The following is a 20424-nucleotide window of genomic DNA, read 5'->3' on the forward strand; positions in this document are numbered from 1 at the left end:
CCCATCTGCTCGGCGCCGGCGGCGACGGTCTGGACGTTGCGGGAGACCTGCTCGGCAGCGGCAGCGACGACGCCCGCGGCGGCGGAGGCCTCGTGCGCGCCGGAGGCGAGCTCGGAGTTGGTCGCGGCGAGGTCCTGCGCGCCTGCGGCGACCGCGCTGGCGTCGGCCGCGACGAGCTCGAGGGTCGCCCGGAGGTTCGCCTGCGCGGCGACGAGCGACGCGGCCATCTGACCGATCTCGTCCTTCGCGGTGAAGTCGACCTCGCTCGTCAGGTCGCCCTCGGCGAGACGCTCGAGGGCGTCACGCACCGCGGCGACGGGACGGCGGATCTGGCGCGTCACGAACACACCGAGCGCGAGCAGGACGGCCATGACGACGGCGATCGTCGCGATCATGACGGTCATCATGAACGTGGACAGTGCGTCGGCCTCGTCCTGGATGCGGTCGGCGGTCTGCGTGACCTGGACGGTCGTCTCGGAGAGCTCGGTGACGACCTCGGCGCCGAAGTTCGCCGCCTTGCCCGTGCGCAGGTAGTGCACGGTGAGCATGTCGCCCGCGATCGCAGCGGGGACGAGGCCGCGGGTCAGGACGTCGGAGTACTGGGTCCAGGCGGTCGTCAGGTGCTCCTGGTTCGACGACTGCTCGCCGGTCACCTCGACGAAGAGGGAGAAGAGCACGTCGAGCGACGCCGTGGCGCTCTGCGTGGCCGCCTCGACCTCGGCGGCGGCGTCGGTGCGCTGGTCCGCGGTCGACGCCGCGAGGTCGAGCGCGGCGGCGCGGGTGCGCCACACCTCGTTGTTGACGTCGAGGACGGCGTCGTGGAGCCGCTCGGTCGCGTCCGCCATCGAGCCCATGCTCGTGCGTGCCTGGACCAGGCCGACGGCGCCCGTCGCGCCGATCACGAGGCAGGCGACGAGCGCGCCGACGACGAGCCCCATGATCTTGGTGCGGATCGACACGTCACGGAGCCGGCTGGCGAGCGGTGTGCGGGCGGGACGGTCTTCGACCGTCTCTTCCGAGGGGGTGGACACGATGGTCTCCTCATGCTGGTGCTTGTGCGGTGGGGACGTGCGCCACGTCACGTCCCTCATGAGGTGTTCATCGGCCGACGGTGGGCGTGTTCAACAGGACTTTGGAAGCGTTTTCCCAGGGTGGTGCTGTCATCTTCGACAAACGGGACACACCGGCTCTGGTCAATGTCTCATATCGCGGCCGGGGGCACCGATCTGGCTCGTGACGGTTCATGGACGGACCGGTGACGACACCAAGGATCGGTGATGGTTGTGATTGTTGTGACGCGCCTGAACGGGCCGCGCTTCGCGGTGAACCCGGATCTGGTGCAGCGTATCGACAGTGCGCCCGACACGATCCTGACGCTGATGGACGGCACCAAGTACATCGTCCAGGAGGACATGGAGACGGTGATCGACCTCGTGGTCGACTACCGGGCCCGGCTCGTCGCGCGTGCGCAGGAGCTGCAGGCAGAGTCCATGTACGACCAGACGACCGAGCGGCCGTCCGGGTTGAGCGTCGTGCCCACCCTCACCGACGACGAGAGGTCCTGACGCATGGATCCGGCAACCATCATCGGGCTCGTGGTGAGCTTCGGCGGGATCATCGCGATGATCTACCTCGAGGGCTCCCAGATCCAGAGCATCCTGCTCCCTGCCCCCATGATCCTCGTGTTCGGCGCGACGATCGGCGCAGCCCTCGCGAGCTCGACGCTCGTCGACTTCAAGGGCGCGATGCGGGCGATCCCGCGGGCGTTCACGGCGAAGGTGCCCTCTCCGGACGCGTCGATCGAGCGCATCGTGCAGCTCGCCGACCGCGCCCGCCGCGAGGGCCTGCTCGCGCTCGAGGACGAGGCGCGCACGATCGACGACCCGTTCCTGCGCGACGGTCTGCGTGCCGCGATCGACGGCACGGACCCGGAGGACCTGCGGGTCATCCTCGAGGACCGCATCGACGCGAAGCGTCGCGCCGACAAGGTCATCTACAAGTTCTTCAACACGATGGGTGGATACGCCCCGACGATCGGCATCGTCGGCACCGTCGTCTCGCTCGTGCACGTGCTGTCCAACCTCGCGAGCCCGGACGAGCTCGGGCACATGATCGCCGCGGCCTTCGTCGCGACCCTCTGGGGCCTCGCGAGCGCCAACCTCATGTGGCTGCCGCTCGGCGGCCGTCTCGCCCGCATCTCCGATCTCGAGTGCGCTCAGATGGAGATCGTCCTCGAGGGCCTCCTCTCCGTGCAGTCGGGCGCCAACCCGCGCCTCGTCGGTGAGCGCCTGCGCAGCCTCCTCCCGCCCGGCCAGCAGGTCAAGGACGCAGCATGAGCAGGCGCCGCAAGCGGGTCGAGGAAGAGGAGCACGAGAACCACGAGCGGTGGGCCGTCTCCTACTCCGACATGATGACGGTGCTGATGGCGCTGTTCCTCGTCATGTACGCGATCAGCACCGTCGACCAGACCAAGTACGAGGAGCTCGCGCAGTCGCTCTCGTCCGGGTTCGGTGCGGGGGACTCGGTCGTCCTCGTCGACAAGGCCGGGCTGATGAACGAGCACGGCGAGGTCCTGAACGTCAAGGACATCAACGACATCGCGCCGAGCATCTCGTCGGGCGTCGTCACGGGGTCGTTCGACGGCTCCGAGGGTGAGTTCTCGGCCCAGGACTACGCCGAGGCCGAGGCCGAGTACGACCACCTCGAGGAGATCCGCGACCACATCGAGGAGAACCTCGCGCGCGTCAAGCTGTCGGACGCCGTCACGTTCCGCATCACCGAGCGTGGGCTCGTCGTCGGCATGATCACGACCGACGTCTTCTTCGACACCGCGTCGAACGAGCTGACGAAGACGTCGCGCAAGGTGATCGACGCTGTCGGGAAGCCGCTGCGGACGATCAACAACGAGATCGCGATCGAGGGGCACGCGGACATCGTCCCGACCGGCTCGACCGCGAAGACGAACTGGGAGCTGTCGTCCGCACGCGCGACGACGGTCCTGCGCCGCATGGTCGAGAAGTCGCGGCTGGAGCCCGCGCGGATGTCCGCCGTCGGCTTCGGCGACGCCCGCCCGCTCGTCGACAAGACCGACACGAAGTCGCTCGCGGCCAACCGCCGTGCCGACGTCGTCGTGCTCAGCGACAAGCCCGAACGCATCCGTGAGCTGCTCACGGTCGTCGACGAGAACCGCAAGAAGAAGAGCTCGGCCGTGCAGGACGGCGAGGCCACGGCCGCAGCCCCCGCGAGCCAGCAGGAGAAGGAGTAGCCATGGCCGTCGTCGAGCAGCGCGTGATGGGCGCCAAGCCCAAGATCGGCGCGAACAAGATCCAGCCGCGCGAGCGCACGGAGACCGCTGCCCCCGAGCCCGAGTCCACCGAGAAGGCCAAGGGGCGCGGCAAGCTGCCGTGGATCGTCGTCGGCCTCCTCGTCGTCGCGATCCTCGCGGGAGCCGCCTACTTCTTCCTCGTCGCGGGCAAGGACGACGGCGCCGCGAAGGAGCCGCCCGCACCCGTCGCGGGCGAGATGGTGACCCTCGAGTCGATGAACATCAACCTCGACGGCAACCACTACCTCCGCATCGGCCTGGGCCTCCAGCTCACCGAGGAAGCCCACGAGATCGACCTCGTCAAGGCCCAGGACGCCACGATCGCGCTCTTCTCCGGCCGGCCGGTCACCGAGATCAAGAGCGCGGAAGGGCGTGCCGCGCTCAAGAACGAGCTGACCGCCTCGCTCCAGGAGATCTACGGGGCGGACCAGGTCATGGGCGTCTACTACACGGACTTCGTCGCCCAGTAGCCGCACGCGGCGGCAGGCGCGCGGTTCCGCGCCTGCCGCCGCGACCGGCCCGCGCCTGGCGAAGTGGTCGACGCCCGCGCGTCGACGCGCTCTGCGCGTGGTGCCGCAGTACTTCTCATTTCGGACGTGCCCGTGCCGATCGAGGTTGTCGTGACGGAACAACGCAACCTTCGGCCAGCTCCGACGGTGGAGACCTACGACTTCCGCCGACCCATGACCCTGGCGCGCGAGCACTCTCGTGCGATCGAGGTCGCGGGCGAGACGTTCGCACGCCAGTGGGGGACCCAGCTCACCTCCCGCCTGCGCGTCGTCTGCGGCGTCGGTCTCGAGACCGTCCAGATGATCTCGTACGACGAGTACATCGCGACGCTCGCCGACCAGACGCTCATGGCGGTCGGCTCCGTCGAGAACGGCCGGTCGACGGCCGTCCTCCAGACGCCCGTCGAGCTCGCGCTCCTGTGGGTCGACTACCTCCTCGGGGGGCCCGGCCTGCGCGGGGTCGTCCCCGCCCGTGAGCTCACCGAGATCGAGACGGCGCTCCTGACGGACCTCGTGCAGTCCAACCTGCACGACCTGCGCTACGCGTTCGCCGCCGTCGCACCGCTCGACATCAAGCTCGGCGGGTTCCAGTACAACCCGCAGTTCGCGCAGCTCGTGCCCGCGTCGGAGCCGGTCATCGTCCTGACGTACACGATCGCGATCGGTGACGACCGCGACACCGCGACGTTCATGGTCCCGGCCGAGCACCTCCTCGACGCGCTGCGCGCAGGGGAGGCCGCGAGCAAGAGCCGCGCCGCCGACGCCGAGACCGAGGCGGCCCGCGCCAAGATGCACGCCGGCATGCGTGAGGTCCCCGTCGACCTCACGGTGCAGCTGCGCCCCCTGACCGTCCACCCGCGCGAGATCCTCGCGATGCAGGTGGGGGACCTGATCATGCTCAACCACTCCGCATCACGTCCGTTGGACGTGGTCGTCGACGACAAGGTCCTGGCCCATGCGGTGGCCGGGGCGAACGGCCGTCAGCTTGCCTGCCAGGTCGTGGATTTTGAGGAGAACGAACGATGAAGAAGACCCAGGCGGCCCTGGCCGTGGAGTCCGAGCTCGCGCTCAAGGCGGCGCTCGCGCTCGTCGAGCTGATCCCGTCGGACGTGCCCCTGGCCGTCCGCAGCGTCGAGGCTGACGACCTCGCGCCGACCGGCGCCGGGGTCGTCGCGAACGTGGTCGGTGCGGTGAGCGCCGAGCTCGTCGTCGTCGTCGGCGAGACGGTGGACCGTGCGCTCGGCGGTGCGGGCGGTGCGTCCGTGTCGCTCGCCGACGCGCTGCGCCCGTCCCTGCAGGCGGCGTCCGACTCGTTCGGCGAGGGTGTCCTCTCCGACGTGCGCATCGCGCCCGACGCCTCCGACCTGCTCGTCGTGCCGGGCACGCACCTGTTCGCCCTCACGGTCGCTGACGAGGTCCAGGGCTGGTTCGCCGTGCGGATCAAGCAGGCGCCCGCGCCTGCGGCCCCGGCCTCCGAGGCCAAGCCCGTCGAGGAGAAGAACATCCGCCCGATGGACCTGACGAACATGTCCACGATGCGCATGCTCTACGACGTCGAGATGACGCTGACCGCCGAGATCGGCCGCGCCAAGCTCCCGGTCCGCCAGGTCCTCGAGCTCGTCCCCGGCGCCGTCATCGAGCTGGACCGCGTCGCGGGCAGCCCCGCCGACCTCATGGTCAACGGGCGCCTCATCGCGCGCGGCGAGGTCGTCGTCGTCGACGAGGACTATGGCCTGCGCGTCACGGAGATCGTCGACCTGGGGCAAGCAGGTCTGTGATGGGTGACACCGTCGTCGTGCTGCTGCGCGCCCTGGTCTCCCTGGGCGTGGTTCTGGGCCTGATCTGGTGGGCAGGCCGACGCCTGAGCTCCGGCAAGGGTCCGGTCGGCGGCGCGGCGACGGGTCCGCGCGCCGGGCGCGCCACGGGCGTGCTCGGTCGCGGTCTCGGCCGTGTGCGCGACGCGCTGCGCGGTGGCGGCAGCGCCGCGCAGGCGCCCGCGATCGTCGTGCTCGGCAAGCAGGCGCTCACCCCGAAGGCGGGGCTCGCGCTCGTCGAGGTCGGTGGTCGACGCCTGCTGCTGGGCGTGGGGGAGCAGGGCGTGACCGTGCTCGACACGCAGGACGCGCCTGCCGCGCAGCCCGCGGCCGTCGCCGTCCGCCCGGACGACGACCTCGTACGCGAGGCGACCCCGGTCGCCGCGGTGAGCGAGAGCGGGGCGGTCTTCGCAGCCGAGCTCGACCACGCGGTCACGGAGGTCCCGGTCGACGTGGACGAGCCGGCCGAGCCTGCGGCTCGCGTCGCCGCGGACGACGGCGACGCGCAGGTCCTGAGCCTCACGTCGCGCGGGAGCACCCTCGACGGGTCGATCCTCTCGCCCACGACGTGGCGTCGCGCCGCGACGGCCCTCCAGCAGGGACGGCGATGACCTCCACCTTCACCACGGCGCGCGTGCGCTCGAGCCGCGGCCCTGCGCCGCGCGAGGTCGCCATGCTCCTCGGCCTCGTCCTGCTCACGATGCTCGCGATCGTGCTCGCCGGCGTCGTCACCGCGCCCGCCGCGCAGGCTGCGCCCACCGCGCAGGCCGCGCCCGCGACCGCGGTCGCCGCGCAGGTCGCGCACGTCCTGCCCGCCGCCCCTGGCGACCCCGTGCCGCCGACGCCGCCCACCTCGCCCACCGACCCGGCCGGCGACCAGGGCACCCTGTCCGTCTACGTCGACGGCGACCGCGCGAAGCCGTCGAGCTCCGTCGTCGTGCTCCTCGGCATGACGGTCCTGTCGGTCGCGCCCGCGCTGCTGCTCATGATGACCAGCTTCACGAAGATCTTCGTGGTGCTCGGCCTCACGAGGAACGCGCTCGGACTGACGAACGTCCCGCCGAACCAGGTGCTCGCCGGGCTCGCTCTGTTCCTGTCCCTGTTCATCATGCAACCGGTCCTGAGCCAGGTGAACGACCTCGCGCTGCAGCCCTACCTCGACGGCTCGATGGACTTCACGAGCGCGGTCGAGGTCGCCACCGGGCCGCTGCGCGACTTCATGCTCGCGCACACCCGCGAGGACGACATCGCGCTGATGACCCGAATCTCCGACAGCCCGAACCCCGAGACTGCCGCGAGCACCCCGATCCTCACGGTCATCCCCGCGTTCATGCTCTCCGAGCTGCGCGCCGCGTTCATCATCGGGTTCGTCATCTTCGTGCCGTTCCTCGTCATCGACCTCGTCGTGTCCTCGGCTCTCATGAGCATGGGCATGATGATGCTCCCGCCCGTGATGATCTCTCTGCCGTTCAAGCTGCTGCTGTTCGTCCTCGTGGACGGGTGGGCGCTGATCATCACCCAGCTCGTAGGGACGTACACCTGATGGACACCTCAGCCGTCCTGGACATCGCAGCCGAGGCGCTCACGATCGCGGCCAAGCTCGCCGCGCCGATCCTCATCACCTCCCTCGTCGTGGGCTTCGCCATCTCGCTCGTGCAGTCGATCACCCAGATCCAGGAGGTCACGCTCAGCTTCGTGCCGAAGGCGATCGCGGTCGCGGTCGCGCTCCTGGTGACCGGGCACTGGATGATCGAGGAGATGGTGGCGTTCACCAACGAGCTCTTCAGCCGCATCCCTGGGCTCCTCGGCGGCGGCTGACATGACGGTCACGCTCGCGCTGACCACCATCGAGGCGATCGCGCTCGCCAGCGTGCGGATCGCCGCGTTCCTCGTGATCGCCCCGCCCTTCAACCATCGCGGGCTCTCGGGGCAGGTCAAGGCCATGCTCGCGTTCGGTCTCGCGCTTGCGGCCGCGCCGCGCGTCGGGACGACGGGCGGAATGTCGTCGGCCGAGTTCATCACCGCGCTGACCGTGAACGTCGTCATCGGTGCGGGCATGGGCTTCCTCGTGGCGCTCATCTTCTCCGGGATCACGGCCGCCGGCTCCTTCATCGACTTCTTCGGCGGCTTTCAGATCGCGCAGGCCTACGACCCGGGTTCTCAGGTCAACGGCGCGCAGTTCACGCGCCTGTTCCAGATGACCGCGATCGTGCTGCTGTTCGCGACGGGCGCTTACCAGGTCATGCTCCTCGGTGTCGCGACGAGCTTCGAGGTCGTGCCGGTCGGCGCGGGCCTCGACCTGTCCTTCCTCGGCGCCAAGCTCACCGAGACGATCACGACGATGTTCGTGTGCGCGCTGCAGATCGCGGGCCCGCTCATCCTCGTGCTGTTCCTCGCCGACGCCGGTCTCGGCCTGGTCACGCGCGTCGCCCCCGCGCTCAACGCGTTCGTCCTCGGGTTCCCCCTGAAGATCTTGCTCTCGCTCACCTTCGGGGTGTTCGTTCTGCTCGGCCTCCCCGAGATGGTGTCCTCGCTCACGGGCAAGGTCCTCATGTCGTTCGCGGACATGATGGGGGTGGGCTGACATGGCGGGTGAACCGGCCGGGGAGAAGACCGAGAAGGCCACACCGCAGCGGATGAAGAAGCTGCGCAAGGAAGGCGCCCTGCAGAGGTCGCAGGACGTCTCCGCGTGGCTCGGCGTCGGGGCCGCGGCGGTCATGATGCCCGCGGCGATCGGCAACGCGAAGCGTGTGGGGGAGGAGCAGTTCCGCAGTCTCGGCGACATCGTCGCCGACCCGACCGCGGACCGGGCGGTCCGGTTCTTGTCCGACGGGCTCGGCTCGGTCCTCGTGTCGCTCGCCCCCGTGCTCGCGGTCGTGGTCGTGGCCGCGATCGTCGCGAACGTCGCCCAGGGTGGCCTGCACATCGCGACGAAGAAGCTCAAGCCCACGTTCAAGCAGTTCAACCTCGTCCAGGGCATCAAGAAGACGTTCGGCGCCCAGGCGCTGTGGCAGGGCCTCAAGGCGCTGCTCAAGACGGTCGTCATCGGCGTCGTGCTCTACACCGCGATCCAGGGGCTCGTGCCGGTCCTCATGACGGCCGGCGGCCTGTCCCTCTCGACGATCATCGGCGTCGGCAGCGGCGGCGTGCAGAAGCTCGTCGTGTGGGCGGTCGCCGCAGGCCTCGTCCTGGCAGCCGCGGACCTCTTCGTCATCATGAAGCGCAACCGCAAGCAGACGCGCATGACGAAGAAGGAGATCAGCGACGAGAACAAGCAGTCCGAGGGTGACCCGCACATCAAGGGTCAGCGCCGTGCGCGCCAGATGGCGATGAGCCGCAACCGCATGATCGCGAACGTCGCCGACGCCGACGTCGTCGTCGTCAACCCGACGCACGTCGCGGTCGCGCTGCGGTACACGCCCGGTCAGGGTGCCCCGAAGGTCGTCGCGACCGGCAAGGGGGCGGTCGCCACCCGCATCCGTGAGATGGCGACCGAGCATCGTGTCCCGATGGTCCAGGACATCCCGTTGGCCCGGGCTATTCATGCAATGTGCCGAGTGGACGATGAGATCCCCGAGGAGCTGTTCACCGCGGTCGCGCAGGTGCTCGCGTTCGTCATGGCGCTCAAGCGTCGCGGCGCCTCGGCAGGCCAGCACACGATGGCCACGCCGACGCCCGTGCCGCCCACGCCGACGGCTGCCGAGCGCGCCAGACGGCGGCGCGCGGCCCGGGTGGCGAGCCGCGCGAGCGCGCGGCCGCCGGGCCACGAGGACAGCACGAGCGGGACACACGCAGGATCGACGGGACGGGAGACTCGATGAAGAAGGCTGGGCTCAGCAAGCTGGCGGTGCCGATCGGCGTCGTCGGTGTCGTCCTGCTCCTCGTCGTGCCGCTGCCCGCGGCCATGCTCGACGTGCTCATCGTCGTGAACATCACGTTCTCCCTCGTGATCCTGCTCACCGCGATGTACGTCAAGCGCCCGCTCGACTTCTCCGTGTTCCCGTCGATCATCCTGATCGCGACGCTGTTCCGGCTCGGGCTCAACGTCGCGTCGACGCGTCTCGTGCTGCGCGACGCGTTCGCCGGCGAGGTGATCCACGCGTTCGGCAGCTTCGTCGTCGGCGGCTCCCTCGTCATCGGGCTCGTGATCTTCATGATCCTCGTCGTCATCCAGTTCGTCGTGATCACGAACGGTGCCGGCCGCGTCGCCGAGGTGGGCGCACGCTTCACGCTCGACGCGATGCCCGGCAAGCAGATGGCGATCGACGCCGACCTCAACGCCGGCATCCTCACCGAGGAAGAGGCCCGCAAGCGTCGCGCCGAGGTCACCGCCGAGGCCGACTTCTACGGCGCCATGGACGGTGGCTCCAAGTTCGTCAAGGGCGACGCGATCGCCGGCATCGTCATCACGATCATCAACCTCGTCGGTGGCTTCATCATCGGCATGATGCAGCGCGGCATGTCCGCGGGCGAGGCGCTCGAGACGTACTCGCTCCTCACGGTCGGCGACGGTCTCGTCACGCAGATCCCCGCTCTCCTGCTGTCCGTCGCGACCGGCCTCATCTGTACCCGTGCGAGCGCCGAGGACGACCTCGGCACCGCAGCGTCGGGCCAGCTCCTGCAGTCACGCTCGGCGCTCAGCATCGCTGGCGGCGGCGCGATCGTCCTCGGTCTGATCCCGGGCATGCCCAAGCTGCCGTTCTTCGTCGTCGGCATCTTCCTGCTCATCGCGTCGCAGCGGCTCAAGGCGAACGAGGCGAAGGCGGCCCGCGAGGCCGAGCAGGCTGCCGCGACCCAGCTCCCGGGTGCTCCGGCGAAGGACACGAACGAGCAGCTCATCGAGGAGATGCGCGTCCACGCGCTCGAGATCCACCTGTCTCCGGACCTCGTGGACCTCGTGCGCCCCGGCGCGTCCGACGACCTGCTGGGCCGGATCCGCTCGCTGCGCCGCAAGATCGCGCTCGACCTCGGCATCGTCGTGCCGCCCGTGCGCACACGCGACTCGGTCGAGCTCGCGCACGCGACGTACGCGGTGCGCGTGGCCGGCGTCGAGGTCGCGCGCGGGTTCCTGCCGCCGGGCCGCGTGCTCGCGCTCGGCGACGACCTGTCCTCCCTGCCTGGCGACCAGGTCCGCGAGCCCGTGTTCGGGCTCGACGGCAAGTGGGTCCCGGCCGAGCTGCGGTTCGCGGCGGAGATGTCGGGTGCGACGGTCGTCGACCGCGTGTCCGTGCTCATCACGCACCTGTCGAACGTCGTCACGCAGAACGCCGACCGCCTCCTGTCCCGTGAGGACGTCCGCGTCCTGACCGAGGGCGTCAAGCAGGTCAACCCGTCCGTCGTCGAAGAGCTGATCCCCGGGATCATGTCGCTCGGCGAGGTGCAGCGCGTCCTGCAGGGCCTGCTCTCGGAGGGGGTCGCGATCCGCGACCTGTCACGCATCTACGAGGCGCTCACGCTGCGCGCGAAGGTCTCTGCGGACCCCGAGGGGCTCGTCGAGGCGGCGCGCCGCGAGCTCGGCCCGTCGATCACCGCGAGCCACGCCCGCAACAACGTCCTGCGCGTCATCACGCTCGACCCTGTGCTCGAGCACTCCCTCCTCGAGGGGCTGCGTCCGGGGGAGGGCGGCACGCAGCTGTCGATCGACGTGCCGCGCGCCGAGGCGATGCTCGTCTCGTACCAGCAGGTCCGCGCGCAGTCCGAGGGCCGAGGCGAGCACCCCGTGCTCGTGTGCGCGCCCGCGATCCGCCCCGCGCTGCACCGCCTGGTCGCAGGCCAGGTCGGCCCCGCGACCGTGCTGTCGTACACCGAGGTGACGGGCTCCGGCATCCAGATCGAGACGGTGGGGGTGGTCCGCGATGTCGCGGCAGTTGCTGCTTGACGGGCCTGACCTCGAGAGCCTCATGGCGCGCGTGCGCCGGGAGCACGGCCCGACGGCGCGCATCGTCAAGGCCGAGCGCGTCCGCTCGGGCGGCATCGGAGGCTTCTTCGCGCGCGAGTACTTCGAGGTCACGGTCGACGTTCCGGACCCGAACGGCGTGAACGCTCGCACGACGGCGCGTGCGCCCGAGGTCCCGCGGCCGCGCGTGCGCGGCCTCGCCGACCTGCTCGACGCGGCCGACGCCGCGGAGCAGGGTGCCCTCGAGCGGTCGACGACCGCCCAGGCGCACGCCCCTGTCGAGGGCCCGGCGCTCTCCACGACAGGCGACACGTTCGCGTCCGTCCTCGACTCCGTGCGCAACCTCGCGGTCGGCACGGGGGTCGTGAACGAGCCCGAGGGGTTCGTCGCGGCGCGGCCGCGCAGCGTCAGCCGGGACGACGTCGTGCTGGGCCGCCTGCCGGACGACCAGCCTGTGCGCGCCGCCGGCGACGGGCGTGACGTGCGCACCGACGTGCGCCACGAGGCGTCCCGTCTCGACCCGAGCGCGCCGGAGGTCGTCCCGTCCGCGGTCGTGGGCACCGCACGTGCGTCCGTCGTCACGCGCAGCAGCGGCTCGACCGTGAGCGAGCTGCTCGACGTCGGCGTGCCGATCGAGCTGCTGCGCGACGTCGCAGGCCACGTCGACGCGGCCCCGGGCCTGCGGCTGCCGCTCTCCGAGATCTTCATGCACGTGCCGCGCGCCCCACGGCCCCTGCGCGCGCCCGGCGCGGTCGTCGTCGTCGCGGGTGCGGGCCAGCTCGCGGTCGACGCCGCACGCGTCATCGCGCGCCGGCTCGGCATCTCTGACGCCGACGTCGCCCTCGCGGGGGACTTCACCGTCGAGAGCGGCGCGGGCCGCTGGGTCATCAGCGCGGCGGCCGCCCGCAAGCTCGCGACGGAGGCGGGCCGCGCCGGGCTGCCGCTCGTCGTCGCGCTCTGCGTGAGCTCCGAGCGCTACGCGCGCGCCGAGGCCGCCGACTTCCTCGAGGACCTCGACGCCGACCAGCTGTGGGCCGCCGTCGAGGCGGACCGCTCCGCGAAGGACACGACCCGCTGGCTGGGTGCCGTGGGCCGGGACCTGGACTTCGACGCGCTCGCCGTCTCGAAGGTCGCCGAGTCGACGGCGCCCGCCCAGGTGCTCTCCTACGGCGTCCCGGTCGGCTTCCTCGACGGCCTGCCCGCGTCCGCGCCCGTCTGGGCCGCGACCCTCGCGGAGCACCTCGAGGACGCGGTCTGGGACTGAGACGCCGAGCGGACGGTAGGATTCAAGAATGCTGGTGCTGAGCAGGAAGGTCGGGGAGCGGTTGCTCATCGGCGACGACATCGTCGTCACGATCCTCGACTCCCGGGGCGACGGGGTGCGTATCGGCATCGATGCGCCCCGCTCCCTCAAGGTGCACCGCGCCGAGGTCATCGAGGCCGTCACGGCCGCCAACAAGGAGGCGCTCGCCGCCCCGGCGGTCAGCGAGGACCAGGTCCTCGACCTGCTGCCGCCCGCGCCTCGTCCGGCGACGCCGCCGCAGGACTGACCGCTCGCGGGTCGTCGCCCGCGTCGCCCAGATCACCGGGGTTCCCGCAGGTTCGCGGCTCATCTTTCTCACGTGCCGTCCGATAGGTCGGCTGTCGGGCACCAAGCCCGCCATGACGTGAGAAGGAGTGCCATGGACGGCGTCGACGAGATCGTGCGCGAGTTCCTCATCGAGAGCTACGAGAACCTGGACCAGCTCGACCAGGACCTCATCGCCCTCGAGTCGAACCCTGGCTCACGCGAGCTGCTCAGCTCTATCTTCCGCACGATCCACACGATCAAGGGCACGAGCGGGTTCCTCGCGTTCCACAAGCTCGAGTCGGTGACGCACGTCGGTGAGGGCCTCCTCGTCGAGCTGCGCGACGGCAAGCGCGAGATGGACCAGCCGACGACCGACGTGCTCCTCCTCATGGTGGACACGGTCCGCGCGATCCTCGCGCAGATCGATGCCGACGGCTCCGAGACGGGCGTCGAGACCGACGCCGTCGTCGCCCGGATCCAGGGCATGCTCGACGCCGGTCCCGGCGCGAAGCCCGCCGCCGCGGCCCCCGCGGAGGAGTCGGCCGCCGAGGAGCCCGCGCCCGCCGAGGTGTCGGCGCAGGACACGGACGACGACGAGGACGACGAGCCCGAGGCCGTCGCGGAGCCCTTCGAGGTCCCCGCGCCCGTCGAGGATCCCGCGCCGAAGCCGGCCGTCGGCGCACGCAAGGTCGTCCCCCGCGGCGCACGCGCCGCGACCGCGACCGCCACGGAAGCTCCCGTCACGGGAGCGCCCGTGACCCCTGCCGGCAACAAGCAGGTCGGGCGCACGAGCGAGAGCGCACCTCAGCGCGGCTCGACCGCCGAGACCTCCATCCGCGTCGACGTCGACCTGCTCGACGAGCTGATGCGTCAGGTCGGCGAGCTCGTCCTCGTGCGCAACCAGATCGCCCAGATCACCGGTCTCGACGCGAACCCCGAGCTGACGCGCTCCTCGCAGCGCCTCTCGCTCATCGCCACGGAGCTGCAGGAGGGCGTCATGAAGACGCGCATGCAGCCCATCGACCACGTGTGGAACAAGATGCCGCGCGTCGTCCGTGACCTCGCGGCGGCGCTCAAGAAGAGCGTCGACCTCGAGATGATCGGCGGAGAGACCGAGCTCGACCGCTCGCTCCTCGAGTCCGTCAAGGACCCGCTGACCCACCTCGTGCGCAACGCCGTCGACCACGGCATCGAGGACCCCGCCGGCCGCGCGGCCGCGGGCAAGCCCGAGAACGGCGTCCTGACGCTGCGTGCGTACCACGCGGGCGGCCAGGTCATCGTCGAGGTGCGCGACGACGGCAAGGGCATCAACCCCGAGACCGTCGCCGCCAAGGCGCTCGAGCGTGGCCTCAAGACCGTCGAGCAGCTCGACGCGATGAGCATCAACGAGATCCAGTCGCTCGTCTTCCTCCCCGGGTTCTCGACGGCGTCGGCCGTCACGAACGTGTCGGGTCGTGGCGTCGGCATGGACGTCGTCCGCTCGAACATCGAGGCGATCGGTGGCCAGGTCGAGGTCGAGTCCGAGGTCGGGGCGGGCACCGTCTGGCGCCTGCGCATCCCGCTCACGCTCGCCATCATGCCCGCGCTCACCGTCGCGTCGGGCACCGAGATCTACGCGATCCCGCAGGTCAACCTGCTCGAGCTCGTCGCGCTCGACACCGAGCGCACCGCCGAGGCGATCGAGCACGTCGGCAACTCGGAGGTCTACCGCCTGCGCGGGGACCTGCTCCCGCTCGTGCGCCTGACCGACGTGCTGCGCTCCCCGTCGAAGGCGGACGGCTCGATGGTCATCGCCGTCCTGCGCGCCGACAACCAGCGCTTCGGCCTCGTCGTCGACCGCGTGATGAACAACGAGGAGATCGTCGTCAAGCCGCTCGCCTCGCAGCTCAAGACCGTCGGCACGTACGCCGGGGCGACCCTCATGGGTGACGGCCGTGTGGCCCTCATCCTCGACGTCCAGGCGATCGCGCGCCGCAGCCTCGCAGGCGACTCCGCCGAGATCGCGGTCGCTCGCGACCGTGTCGAGGCGGTCTCCGCCGGCGCCGACGGCCAGGACCTCCTCATCGTGGCGATCGACGACGCCCGCCGGGCAGCGGTCCCGCTCTCCGCGGTCACGCGGCTCGAGCAGATCGACGCGCACCGCATCGAGCAGCTCGGCAACCGCGAGGTGCTGCAGTACCGCGGCGAGATCCTCCCGGTCGTCCGGCTCGACTCGATCCTGGGTGGCTCGGGCATCTCGCGCGAGGGGCTCCTCGACGTGGTCGTGTTCAGCCGCGGCCAGCGCTCCGTCGCCCTCGTGGTCGGCGAGATCCTCGAGATCGTCAACGACCGTGGTGCGGAGCGCCGTCCTGCGGACTCGTACGGGCTCGAGCAGCTCGTCGTGCTCGCGGGCAAGGTCACCGAGCTCGTGGACCTGCCGCTCGTCCTGCAGACGGGCGACCCCGAGTACTTCAACGACGTCGTCGTCGAGCCTGACGGCGCGTCCCTCCTCGAGGCACGGACGGTGAACGCCTGATGGCTACCCAGCACGTCACTTTCATGATCGACGGCGCCACGTACGGTGTCCCCGTCATGCACGTCCAGGAGACCCTGGGCCACCAGGCGCACACGCACGTGCCGCTCGCCCCGAAGGGCGTCGCAGGTCTCGTGAACCTGCGCGGACAGGTGGTCCTCACGGTCGACCTGCGCCCGCTCCTCCGGCTCGACCCCCTGCCTGAGGGCAGCGAGCCGATGATGGTCGTCGTCGAGGTGGACGGGGAGGCCGTGGCGCTCCTCGTCGACACCGTCGGGGAGGTGCTCGAGGTGGACGACGCCCAGTTCGAGCCGGTGCCCGACACGCTCGACCCCGCCGTCCGCGACCTCGTGGTCGGCGTCTACAAGCTCGAGCGCACCCTGCTGCTCGCCCTGGACATCAGGGCTGCGGCGACGCTCAAGGAACAGAAGTCCTGAGGAGAAGAGTCACCATGAGCACTGGCTCGCACACCACCGCCACCAGGCCGACGGTCGCCCGTACGTCGTACCCCACCGCCCACGGCAACGCGGAGCGCAGCGACGTCGCTGCTGCTCCGGTCAAGCTGAGCAGCATCCGCAAGCAGTTCGTCGCCATGCTCACCGGCTCGATGGCCCTCGCGGTCCTCGTCACGGGCGTGAGCGTCTACTACCTGCTCCAGGCCGACAGCCAGACGGGCATCATCGTCGTGGTCGCGGTCGCCGTCGTCTGCGGGCTCGCCCAGTGGGTCCAGGCGACGCGCACGGCGAGCGGGCTGCGCCGGTCGGTCGCAGGCCTGCGCGGCGCGCTCGGCGCCGTCGCGCAGGGCGACTTCACGGTCCCTGCTCCCGTCTACCGGCTCGACGAGCTGGGCCAGGCGGCCCAGGACCTCAACGCCGCCCGCGAGTCGCTCGCGCGGCTCATCGCGAACGTCGAGGCGCAGACCGAGACGCTCGGCGGCTCGGTGTCGTCCCTGACGGGGAGCGCCACCGCGGTCACGTCGGGCGTCCAGGAGACGTCGGCGCAGGCCGGCGTCGTCGCCGCTGCGGCCGAGCAGGTCTCGCGCAACGTCGAGGCTGCTGCCGCCGGTGCTGAGGAGATGGGTGCGTCGATCCGTGAGATCGCGCAGAACGCCTCCGAGGCCGCGCGGGTCGCGCAGCAGGCGACGACCGTCGCGGCCACGACGACCGAGACGGTGTCCCGCCTGGGCGAGTCGAGCCAGGAGATCGGTGCGGTCGTCCGCGCGATCACGGGTGTCGCCGAGCAGACGAACCTCCTCGCGCTCAACGCGACGATCGAGGCCGCACGCGCAGGCGAGGCCGGCAAGGGCTTCGCCGTCGTCGCCTCCGAGGTCAAGGACCTCGCCCAGGAGACGGCGCGTGCGACCGAGGACATCGCCCGCAAGGTCGAGGCGATCCAGAACGACACGGCCCAGGCCGTCGCGGCGATCGAGGAGATCTCGGGGATCATCGCGTCGATCAACGACTACCAGCTCACGATCGCGTCCGCGGTCGAGGAGCAGACGGCGACGACGAACGAGATGTCGCGCTCCGTCGCCGAGGCGGCGACCGGCTCGACCGAGATCGCGACGAACATCATCGGCGTCGCGACGACGGCGAGCGCTGCGGACTCGGCCGCTCAGGAGACCGGGGCGATCGTCGCGTCGCTCGGGGACCTGACGAACGCGCTGCGTCGCGAGGTCGAGCACTTCAAGCGCTGACACGAGCTGCGCCAGAGGCGCGGGCCGTCCCGGAGGGGGCGGCCCGCGCCTCTGTCGTCTGCCCGCACGTGCGCTGCACGCTCATGCCCGCACGCCCGTGCCAGGAAGCCTCCGCACAGCCGGGCAAGAGCGTGCCGGGCGCCTCCCGCACGCGGTGCCGACCGCGCCGGAACGGCTCATTCTCGGGACTCCGGCGCCGATGAGAATGGTGGGACGTCTGTCCCACGCTTTCGAGGAAGACCCGTGGCCACGACCGGGTCTCGACGAGGAGAACAGCGCGATGCGATCTGCACGGACAGCTGCGGCGGCCTTCATGGTCGCTGCGGTAGCGATGACTGCGGCCGGTTGTGCGGCCGGCCAGGGGGACGACGCGTCCCTCGTCGGCGTGGCGATGCCGACGACCACCCTCTTGCGGTGGGTCGACGACGGCGAGGACGTCCAGGAGCAGCTCGAGAACCTCGGCTACGACGTCGACCTGCGGTACGCGGAGAATGACGTCGCCGTCCAGGTCCAGCAGATCGGCGACATGATCGACGCCGGCGTCGACCTCCTGATCATCGGTGCGATCGACGGTACCGCGCTCAAGGACCAGCTCGCGCGGGCCGCGAGCGCCGACATCCCGGTCGTCTCCTACGACCGTCTGATCCGTGACACCCCCGACATCGCGTACTACGCGACGTTCGACAACCTCTCGGTCGGAGTCATGCAGGGGCACAGCCTCGCCCGCGGTCTCGGGCTCGAGGATGCGGACGGCAACAAGATCGAGGGCGCGGGCCCCTTCTCGGTCGAGCTGTTCGCAGGCTCGCCCGACGACAACAACGCCACCGTGTTCTACGAAGGGGCGATGAGCGTGCTCGACCCCTACATCGCGGCGGGTGACCTCGTCGTCACCTCCGGCGAGAAGGACTTCGCGACGATCGCGACCGAGGGGTGGGACTCCGCGAAGAGCAACGAGCGGATGACGAAGCTGCTCTCGACGCACTACTCGGGCGGGGAGCGGCCGGACGGCGTGCTCGCACCGAACGACGGTGTCGCGATCTCGGTGCTCGAGGCGATCAAGTCCCACGGCGCGCCAGCAGGCGTCGTCGTGACCGGTCAGGACGCGGAGCTCGCCTCGGTCAAGTCCATCGTCGCCGGTGAGCAGACCAGCACCATCTACAAGAACACCCAGCTCCTCGCCGAGGTCGCGGTGTCGATGGGGCACGCGCTCCTCACGGGCCGTGAGCCGGAGACGAACGACATGACGAGCTACGACAACGGGGTGAAGGTCGTCCCGACGATGCTGCTCACCCCCCAGCTGGTCACCCAGGACAACCTTGAGCGCGTGCTCGTCGAGTCGGGCGCGTTCACCGCGGAGGAGATCCGATGAGCACCGTCAGCGAACCCACCATGGCGCCCGACGGCGTCGAGCCTGGAGGCCGTCGCGTGCGGCTGGCCTGGTTCTGGGACCGTCCGGTCGGCGTGAAGTTCGGCGTCGTCATGGGCGTCCTCGCGGTCGTGTTCGGCATCGTCGGCGGGCTGGGTGCCTTCGCGCTCCAGCGCGCGGGCAGCGACATGGAGGAGATCAACCTGCTGTCGGGCGAGCTGCAGAAGGGCTTCGGCGACCTGCGCACCGCGCAGGACCGCAGCCACCTGCACATCCGTCGCGCTGCGCTCGCGCAGTCGCCGGAGGAGCGCCAGCAGATCTTGACCTCGACGGACTGGAACGACCGTGAGGTCGCCCGCCTGATCGGCGTGCTGGACGGGTACGAGCAGTCGCAGACGCAGCAGTGGGAGGACTTCAAGACCCGCTGGGCGGACTGGACGTCCTATCGCGACGCGACGGTGCGCCCGCTCGTGGAGAAGGGCGACGCGCAGGCCGCTGCGACGGCGCTGACCGCGGACGCGGCCGGCGACCCGGACCGTGCGGGCCGTGCGCTCGAGCTCGCTCAGGGCTCGGTGGAGTTCCGCGTCGGCGAGGTCATGCAGGCGGCGAGCAACCGGATCAGCCTGACGATCGTCGCGCTGCTGACGGGCTTCGTCGTCGGTGCGATCGTGGCGGGTGCGCTCGCGGTCGTGGTGACGCGCCGGATCACGAGGGACATCCGCGAGATCGACGCGTCGGTCGAGGCGCTCGCGCAGGGCGACCTGACGCGCACGGTGTCGGTCAGCTCGAACGACGAGCTGGGCCGCATGGCCCGGTCGTACGACGTCGCGCAGCGGCACCTTCGTGAGGTCGTGACGTCGGTGATCGTCGAGTCCGACGGCGTGACGGACGCGGTCTCGCACCTCACGGCAGCGTCGACGCAGGTCGCCGCGGGCGCGGAGGAGACGTCCGCGCAGGCGGGCGTCGTCGCTGCGGCCGCGGAGCAGGTGTCGCGCAACGTCCAGGCGACGGCGGCCGGCTCCGAGGAGATGGGCTCGTCGATCCGGGAGATCTCGCAGAACACGAGCCAGGCCGCCCAGTTCGCGACGACCGCGGTCGCCATGTCGAACGAGGCGTCGCGCACGGTCGGCGAGCTGGGTGAGTCGAGCCAGGAGATCGGTTCGGTCGTCAAGCTCATCACGTCGATCGCGGAGCAGACCAACCTGCTCGCGCTCAACGCGACGATCGAGGCGGCTCGCGCCGGCGACGCCGGCAAGGGCTTCGCCGTCGTCGCGAGCGAGGTCAAGGACCTCGCGGGCGAGTCGGCACGTGCTGCCGAGGACGTCGCGCGTCGCATCGCCCAGGTGCAGACGCAGACGCAGTCGGCGGTCGCCGCGATCAGCGAGATCGTCACGATCATCGACTCGATCAGCGACTACCAGATGACGATCGCGTCGGCGGTCGAGGAGCAGACGGCGACGACGAACGAGATGGCGCGCGCGGTCACCGAGGCCGCTGCGGGCTCGGGCGAGATCGCCGCGAACATCACGGGCGTCGCGACGGCGGCCGAGCAGTCGGCTGCCGCGGTCTCGGACATGTCGACGACCGTGTCGGACCTCGCGACGATCTCGCAGCGTCTGCGCAGCCACGCGCACACCTTCTCGGTGTGACCCTCAGCGTGGCCGTCGTGCGGCCGATAGGGGTCATGACGATGCGTCGTCTCTCGCGCACGCAGGGCGGGCCAGCACGGCCCGCCC

General features: G+C 70.6%; 20 protein-coding genes. 19 read left to right on the top strand and 1 reads right to left on the bottom strand.

Annotation, left to right across the window (positions count from 1 at the left end; all coding sequences use genetic code 11):
• Positions 1-1031: HAMP domain-containing protein (locus AC4F3Q_RS09650; RefSeq protein ID WP_491039783.1), on the bottom strand; the 1031-nt coding region annotated here is incomplete at its 3' end.
• Between the two features lie 246 nt (positions 1032-1277).
• Between AC4F3Q_RS09650 and AC4F3Q_RS09655 the strand changes: the two genes are divergently transcribed.
• From AC4F3Q_RS09655 to AC4F3Q_RS09745, 19 genes are all read left to right on the top strand, one after another.
• Positions 1278-1565 (top strand): flagellar FlbD family protein, encoded by a 288-nt coding sequence (locus tag AC4F3Q_RS09655; protein ID WP_210727386.1) that lies wholly within the window; start codon positions 1278-1280, stop codon positions 1563-1565.
• Between the two features lie 3 nt (positions 1566-1568).
• Positions 1569-2336, top strand: coding sequence for a motility protein A (locus tag AC4F3Q_RS09660; protein ID WP_168447643.1), 768 nt, complete (start codon positions 1569-1571; stop codon positions 2334-2336).
• Positions 2333-3265 (top strand): flagellar motor protein MotB, encoded by a 933-nt coding sequence (locus AC4F3Q_RS09665; protein ID WP_491039784.1) that lies wholly within the window; start codon positions 2333-2335, stop codon positions 3263-3265. The genes AC4F3Q_RS09660 and AC4F3Q_RS09665 overlap by 4 nt, the downstream gene beginning before the upstream one ends.
• A gap of 2 nt (positions 3266-3267) precedes the next feature.
• Positions 3268-3795 (top strand): flagellar basal body-associated FliL family protein, encoded by a 528-nt coding sequence (locus AC4F3Q_RS09670; RefSeq protein ID WP_491039785.1) that lies wholly within the window; start codon positions 3268-3270, stop codon positions 3793-3795.
• 213 nt (positions 3796-4008) lie between these two features.
• Entirely contained in the window at positions 4009-4860 is an 852-nt protein-coding gene (locus AC4F3Q_RS09675) for a flagellar motor switch protein FliM (RefSeq protein WP_491039786.1), read from the top strand.
• Positions 4857-5612 (top strand): flagellar motor switch protein FliN, encoded by a 756-nt coding sequence (gene fliN, locus AC4F3Q_RS09680; RefSeq protein ID WP_491039787.1) that lies wholly within the window; start codon positions 4857-4859, stop codon positions 5610-5612. The genes AC4F3Q_RS09675 and fliN overlap by 4 nt, the downstream gene beginning before the upstream one ends.
• Entirely contained in the window at positions 5612-6259 is a 648-nt protein-coding gene (locus AC4F3Q_RS09685; protein ID WP_491039788.1) for a flagellar biosynthetic protein FliO, read from the top strand. The genes fliN and AC4F3Q_RS09685 overlap by 1 nt, the downstream gene beginning before the upstream one ends.
• 89 nt (positions 6260-6348) lie before the next feature.
• On the top strand, positions 6349-7191 hold the full coding sequence (gene fliP / locus AC4F3Q_RS09690; protein WP_491040031.1) for a flagellar type III secretion system pore protein FliP: 843 nt from the start codon (positions 6349-6351) through the stop codon (positions 7189-7191).
• Entirely contained in the window at positions 7191-7466 is a 276-nt protein-coding gene (gene fliQ, locus AC4F3Q_RS09695) for a flagellar biosynthesis protein FliQ (protein WP_168447648.1), read from the top strand. Before fliP ends, fliQ begins: the two co-directional genes overlap by 1 nt.
• A 1-nt stretch (position 7467) precedes the next feature.
• Positions 7468-8232 (top strand): flagellar biosynthetic protein FliR, encoded by a 765-nt coding sequence (locus tag AC4F3Q_RS09700; RefSeq protein ID WP_491039789.1) that lies wholly within the window; start codon positions 7468-7470, stop codon positions 8230-8232.
• Position 8233: 1 nt separating this feature from the next.
• Entirely contained in the window at positions 8234-9469 is a 1236-nt protein-coding gene (locus AC4F3Q_RS09705; RefSeq protein ID WP_168447650.1) for an EscU/YscU/HrcU family type III secretion system export apparatus switch protein, read from the top strand.
• Complete coding sequence (locus tag AC4F3Q_RS09710) at positions 9466-11526, top strand: flagellar biosynthesis protein FlhA (RefSeq protein ID WP_491039790.1); 2061 nt, start codon at positions 9466-9468, stop codon at positions 11524-11526. The genes AC4F3Q_RS09705 and AC4F3Q_RS09710 overlap by 4 nt, the downstream gene beginning before the upstream one ends.
• Positions 11504-12808 (top strand): hypothetical protein, encoded by a 1305-nt coding sequence (locus tag AC4F3Q_RS09715; protein ID WP_168447652.1) that lies wholly within the window; start codon positions 11504-11506, stop codon positions 12806-12808. The genes AC4F3Q_RS09710 and AC4F3Q_RS09715 overlap by 23 nt, the downstream gene beginning before the upstream one ends.
• Positions 12809-12836: 28 nt before the next feature.
• Complete coding sequence (csrA, locus tag AC4F3Q_RS09720; RefSeq protein WP_098458489.1) at positions 12837-13094, top strand: carbon storage regulator CsrA; 258 nt, start codon at positions 12837-12839, stop codon at positions 13092-13094.
• A 132-nt stretch (positions 13095-13226) separates the two neighbouring features.
• Positions 13227-15629, top strand: a complete 2403-nt coding sequence (locus tag AC4F3Q_RS09725) for a chemotaxis protein CheA (RefSeq protein WP_491039791.1) — start codon at positions 13227-13229, stop codon at positions 15627-15629.
• The gene (locus tag AC4F3Q_RS09730; protein ID WP_168447654.1) at positions 15629-16063 is read left to right on the top strand and encodes a chemotaxis protein CheW; all 435 of its coding nucleotides are present in this window, start codon (positions 15629-15631) and stop codon (positions 16061-16063) included. Before AC4F3Q_RS09725 ends, AC4F3Q_RS09730 begins: the two co-directional genes overlap by 1 nt.
• A 14-nt stretch (positions 16064-16077) precedes the next feature.
• Positions 16078-17322 (top strand): methyl-accepting chemotaxis protein, encoded by a 1245-nt coding sequence (locus tag AC4F3Q_RS09735; RefSeq protein ID WP_491039792.1) that lies wholly within the window; start codon positions 16078-16080, stop codon positions 17320-17322.
• A 280-nt stretch (positions 17323-17602) separates the two neighbouring features.
• Positions 17603-18691, top strand: coding sequence for a substrate-binding domain-containing protein (locus AC4F3Q_RS09740; protein WP_491039793.1), 1089 nt, complete (start codon positions 17603-17605; stop codon positions 18689-18691).
• Positions 18688-20337 carry a HAMP domain-containing methyl-accepting chemotaxis protein gene (locus AC4F3Q_RS09745; protein ID WP_491039794.1) on the top strand — a complete coding sequence of 550 codons (1650 nt, stop codon included), beginning with the start codon at positions 18688-18690 and terminating at the stop codon, positions 20335-20337. The genes AC4F3Q_RS09740 and AC4F3Q_RS09745 overlap by 4 nt, the downstream gene beginning before the upstream one ends.
• Positions 20338-20424 lie beyond the last annotated feature (87 nt).

The organism is Flavimobilis sp. BM9 (assembly GCF_058313055.1).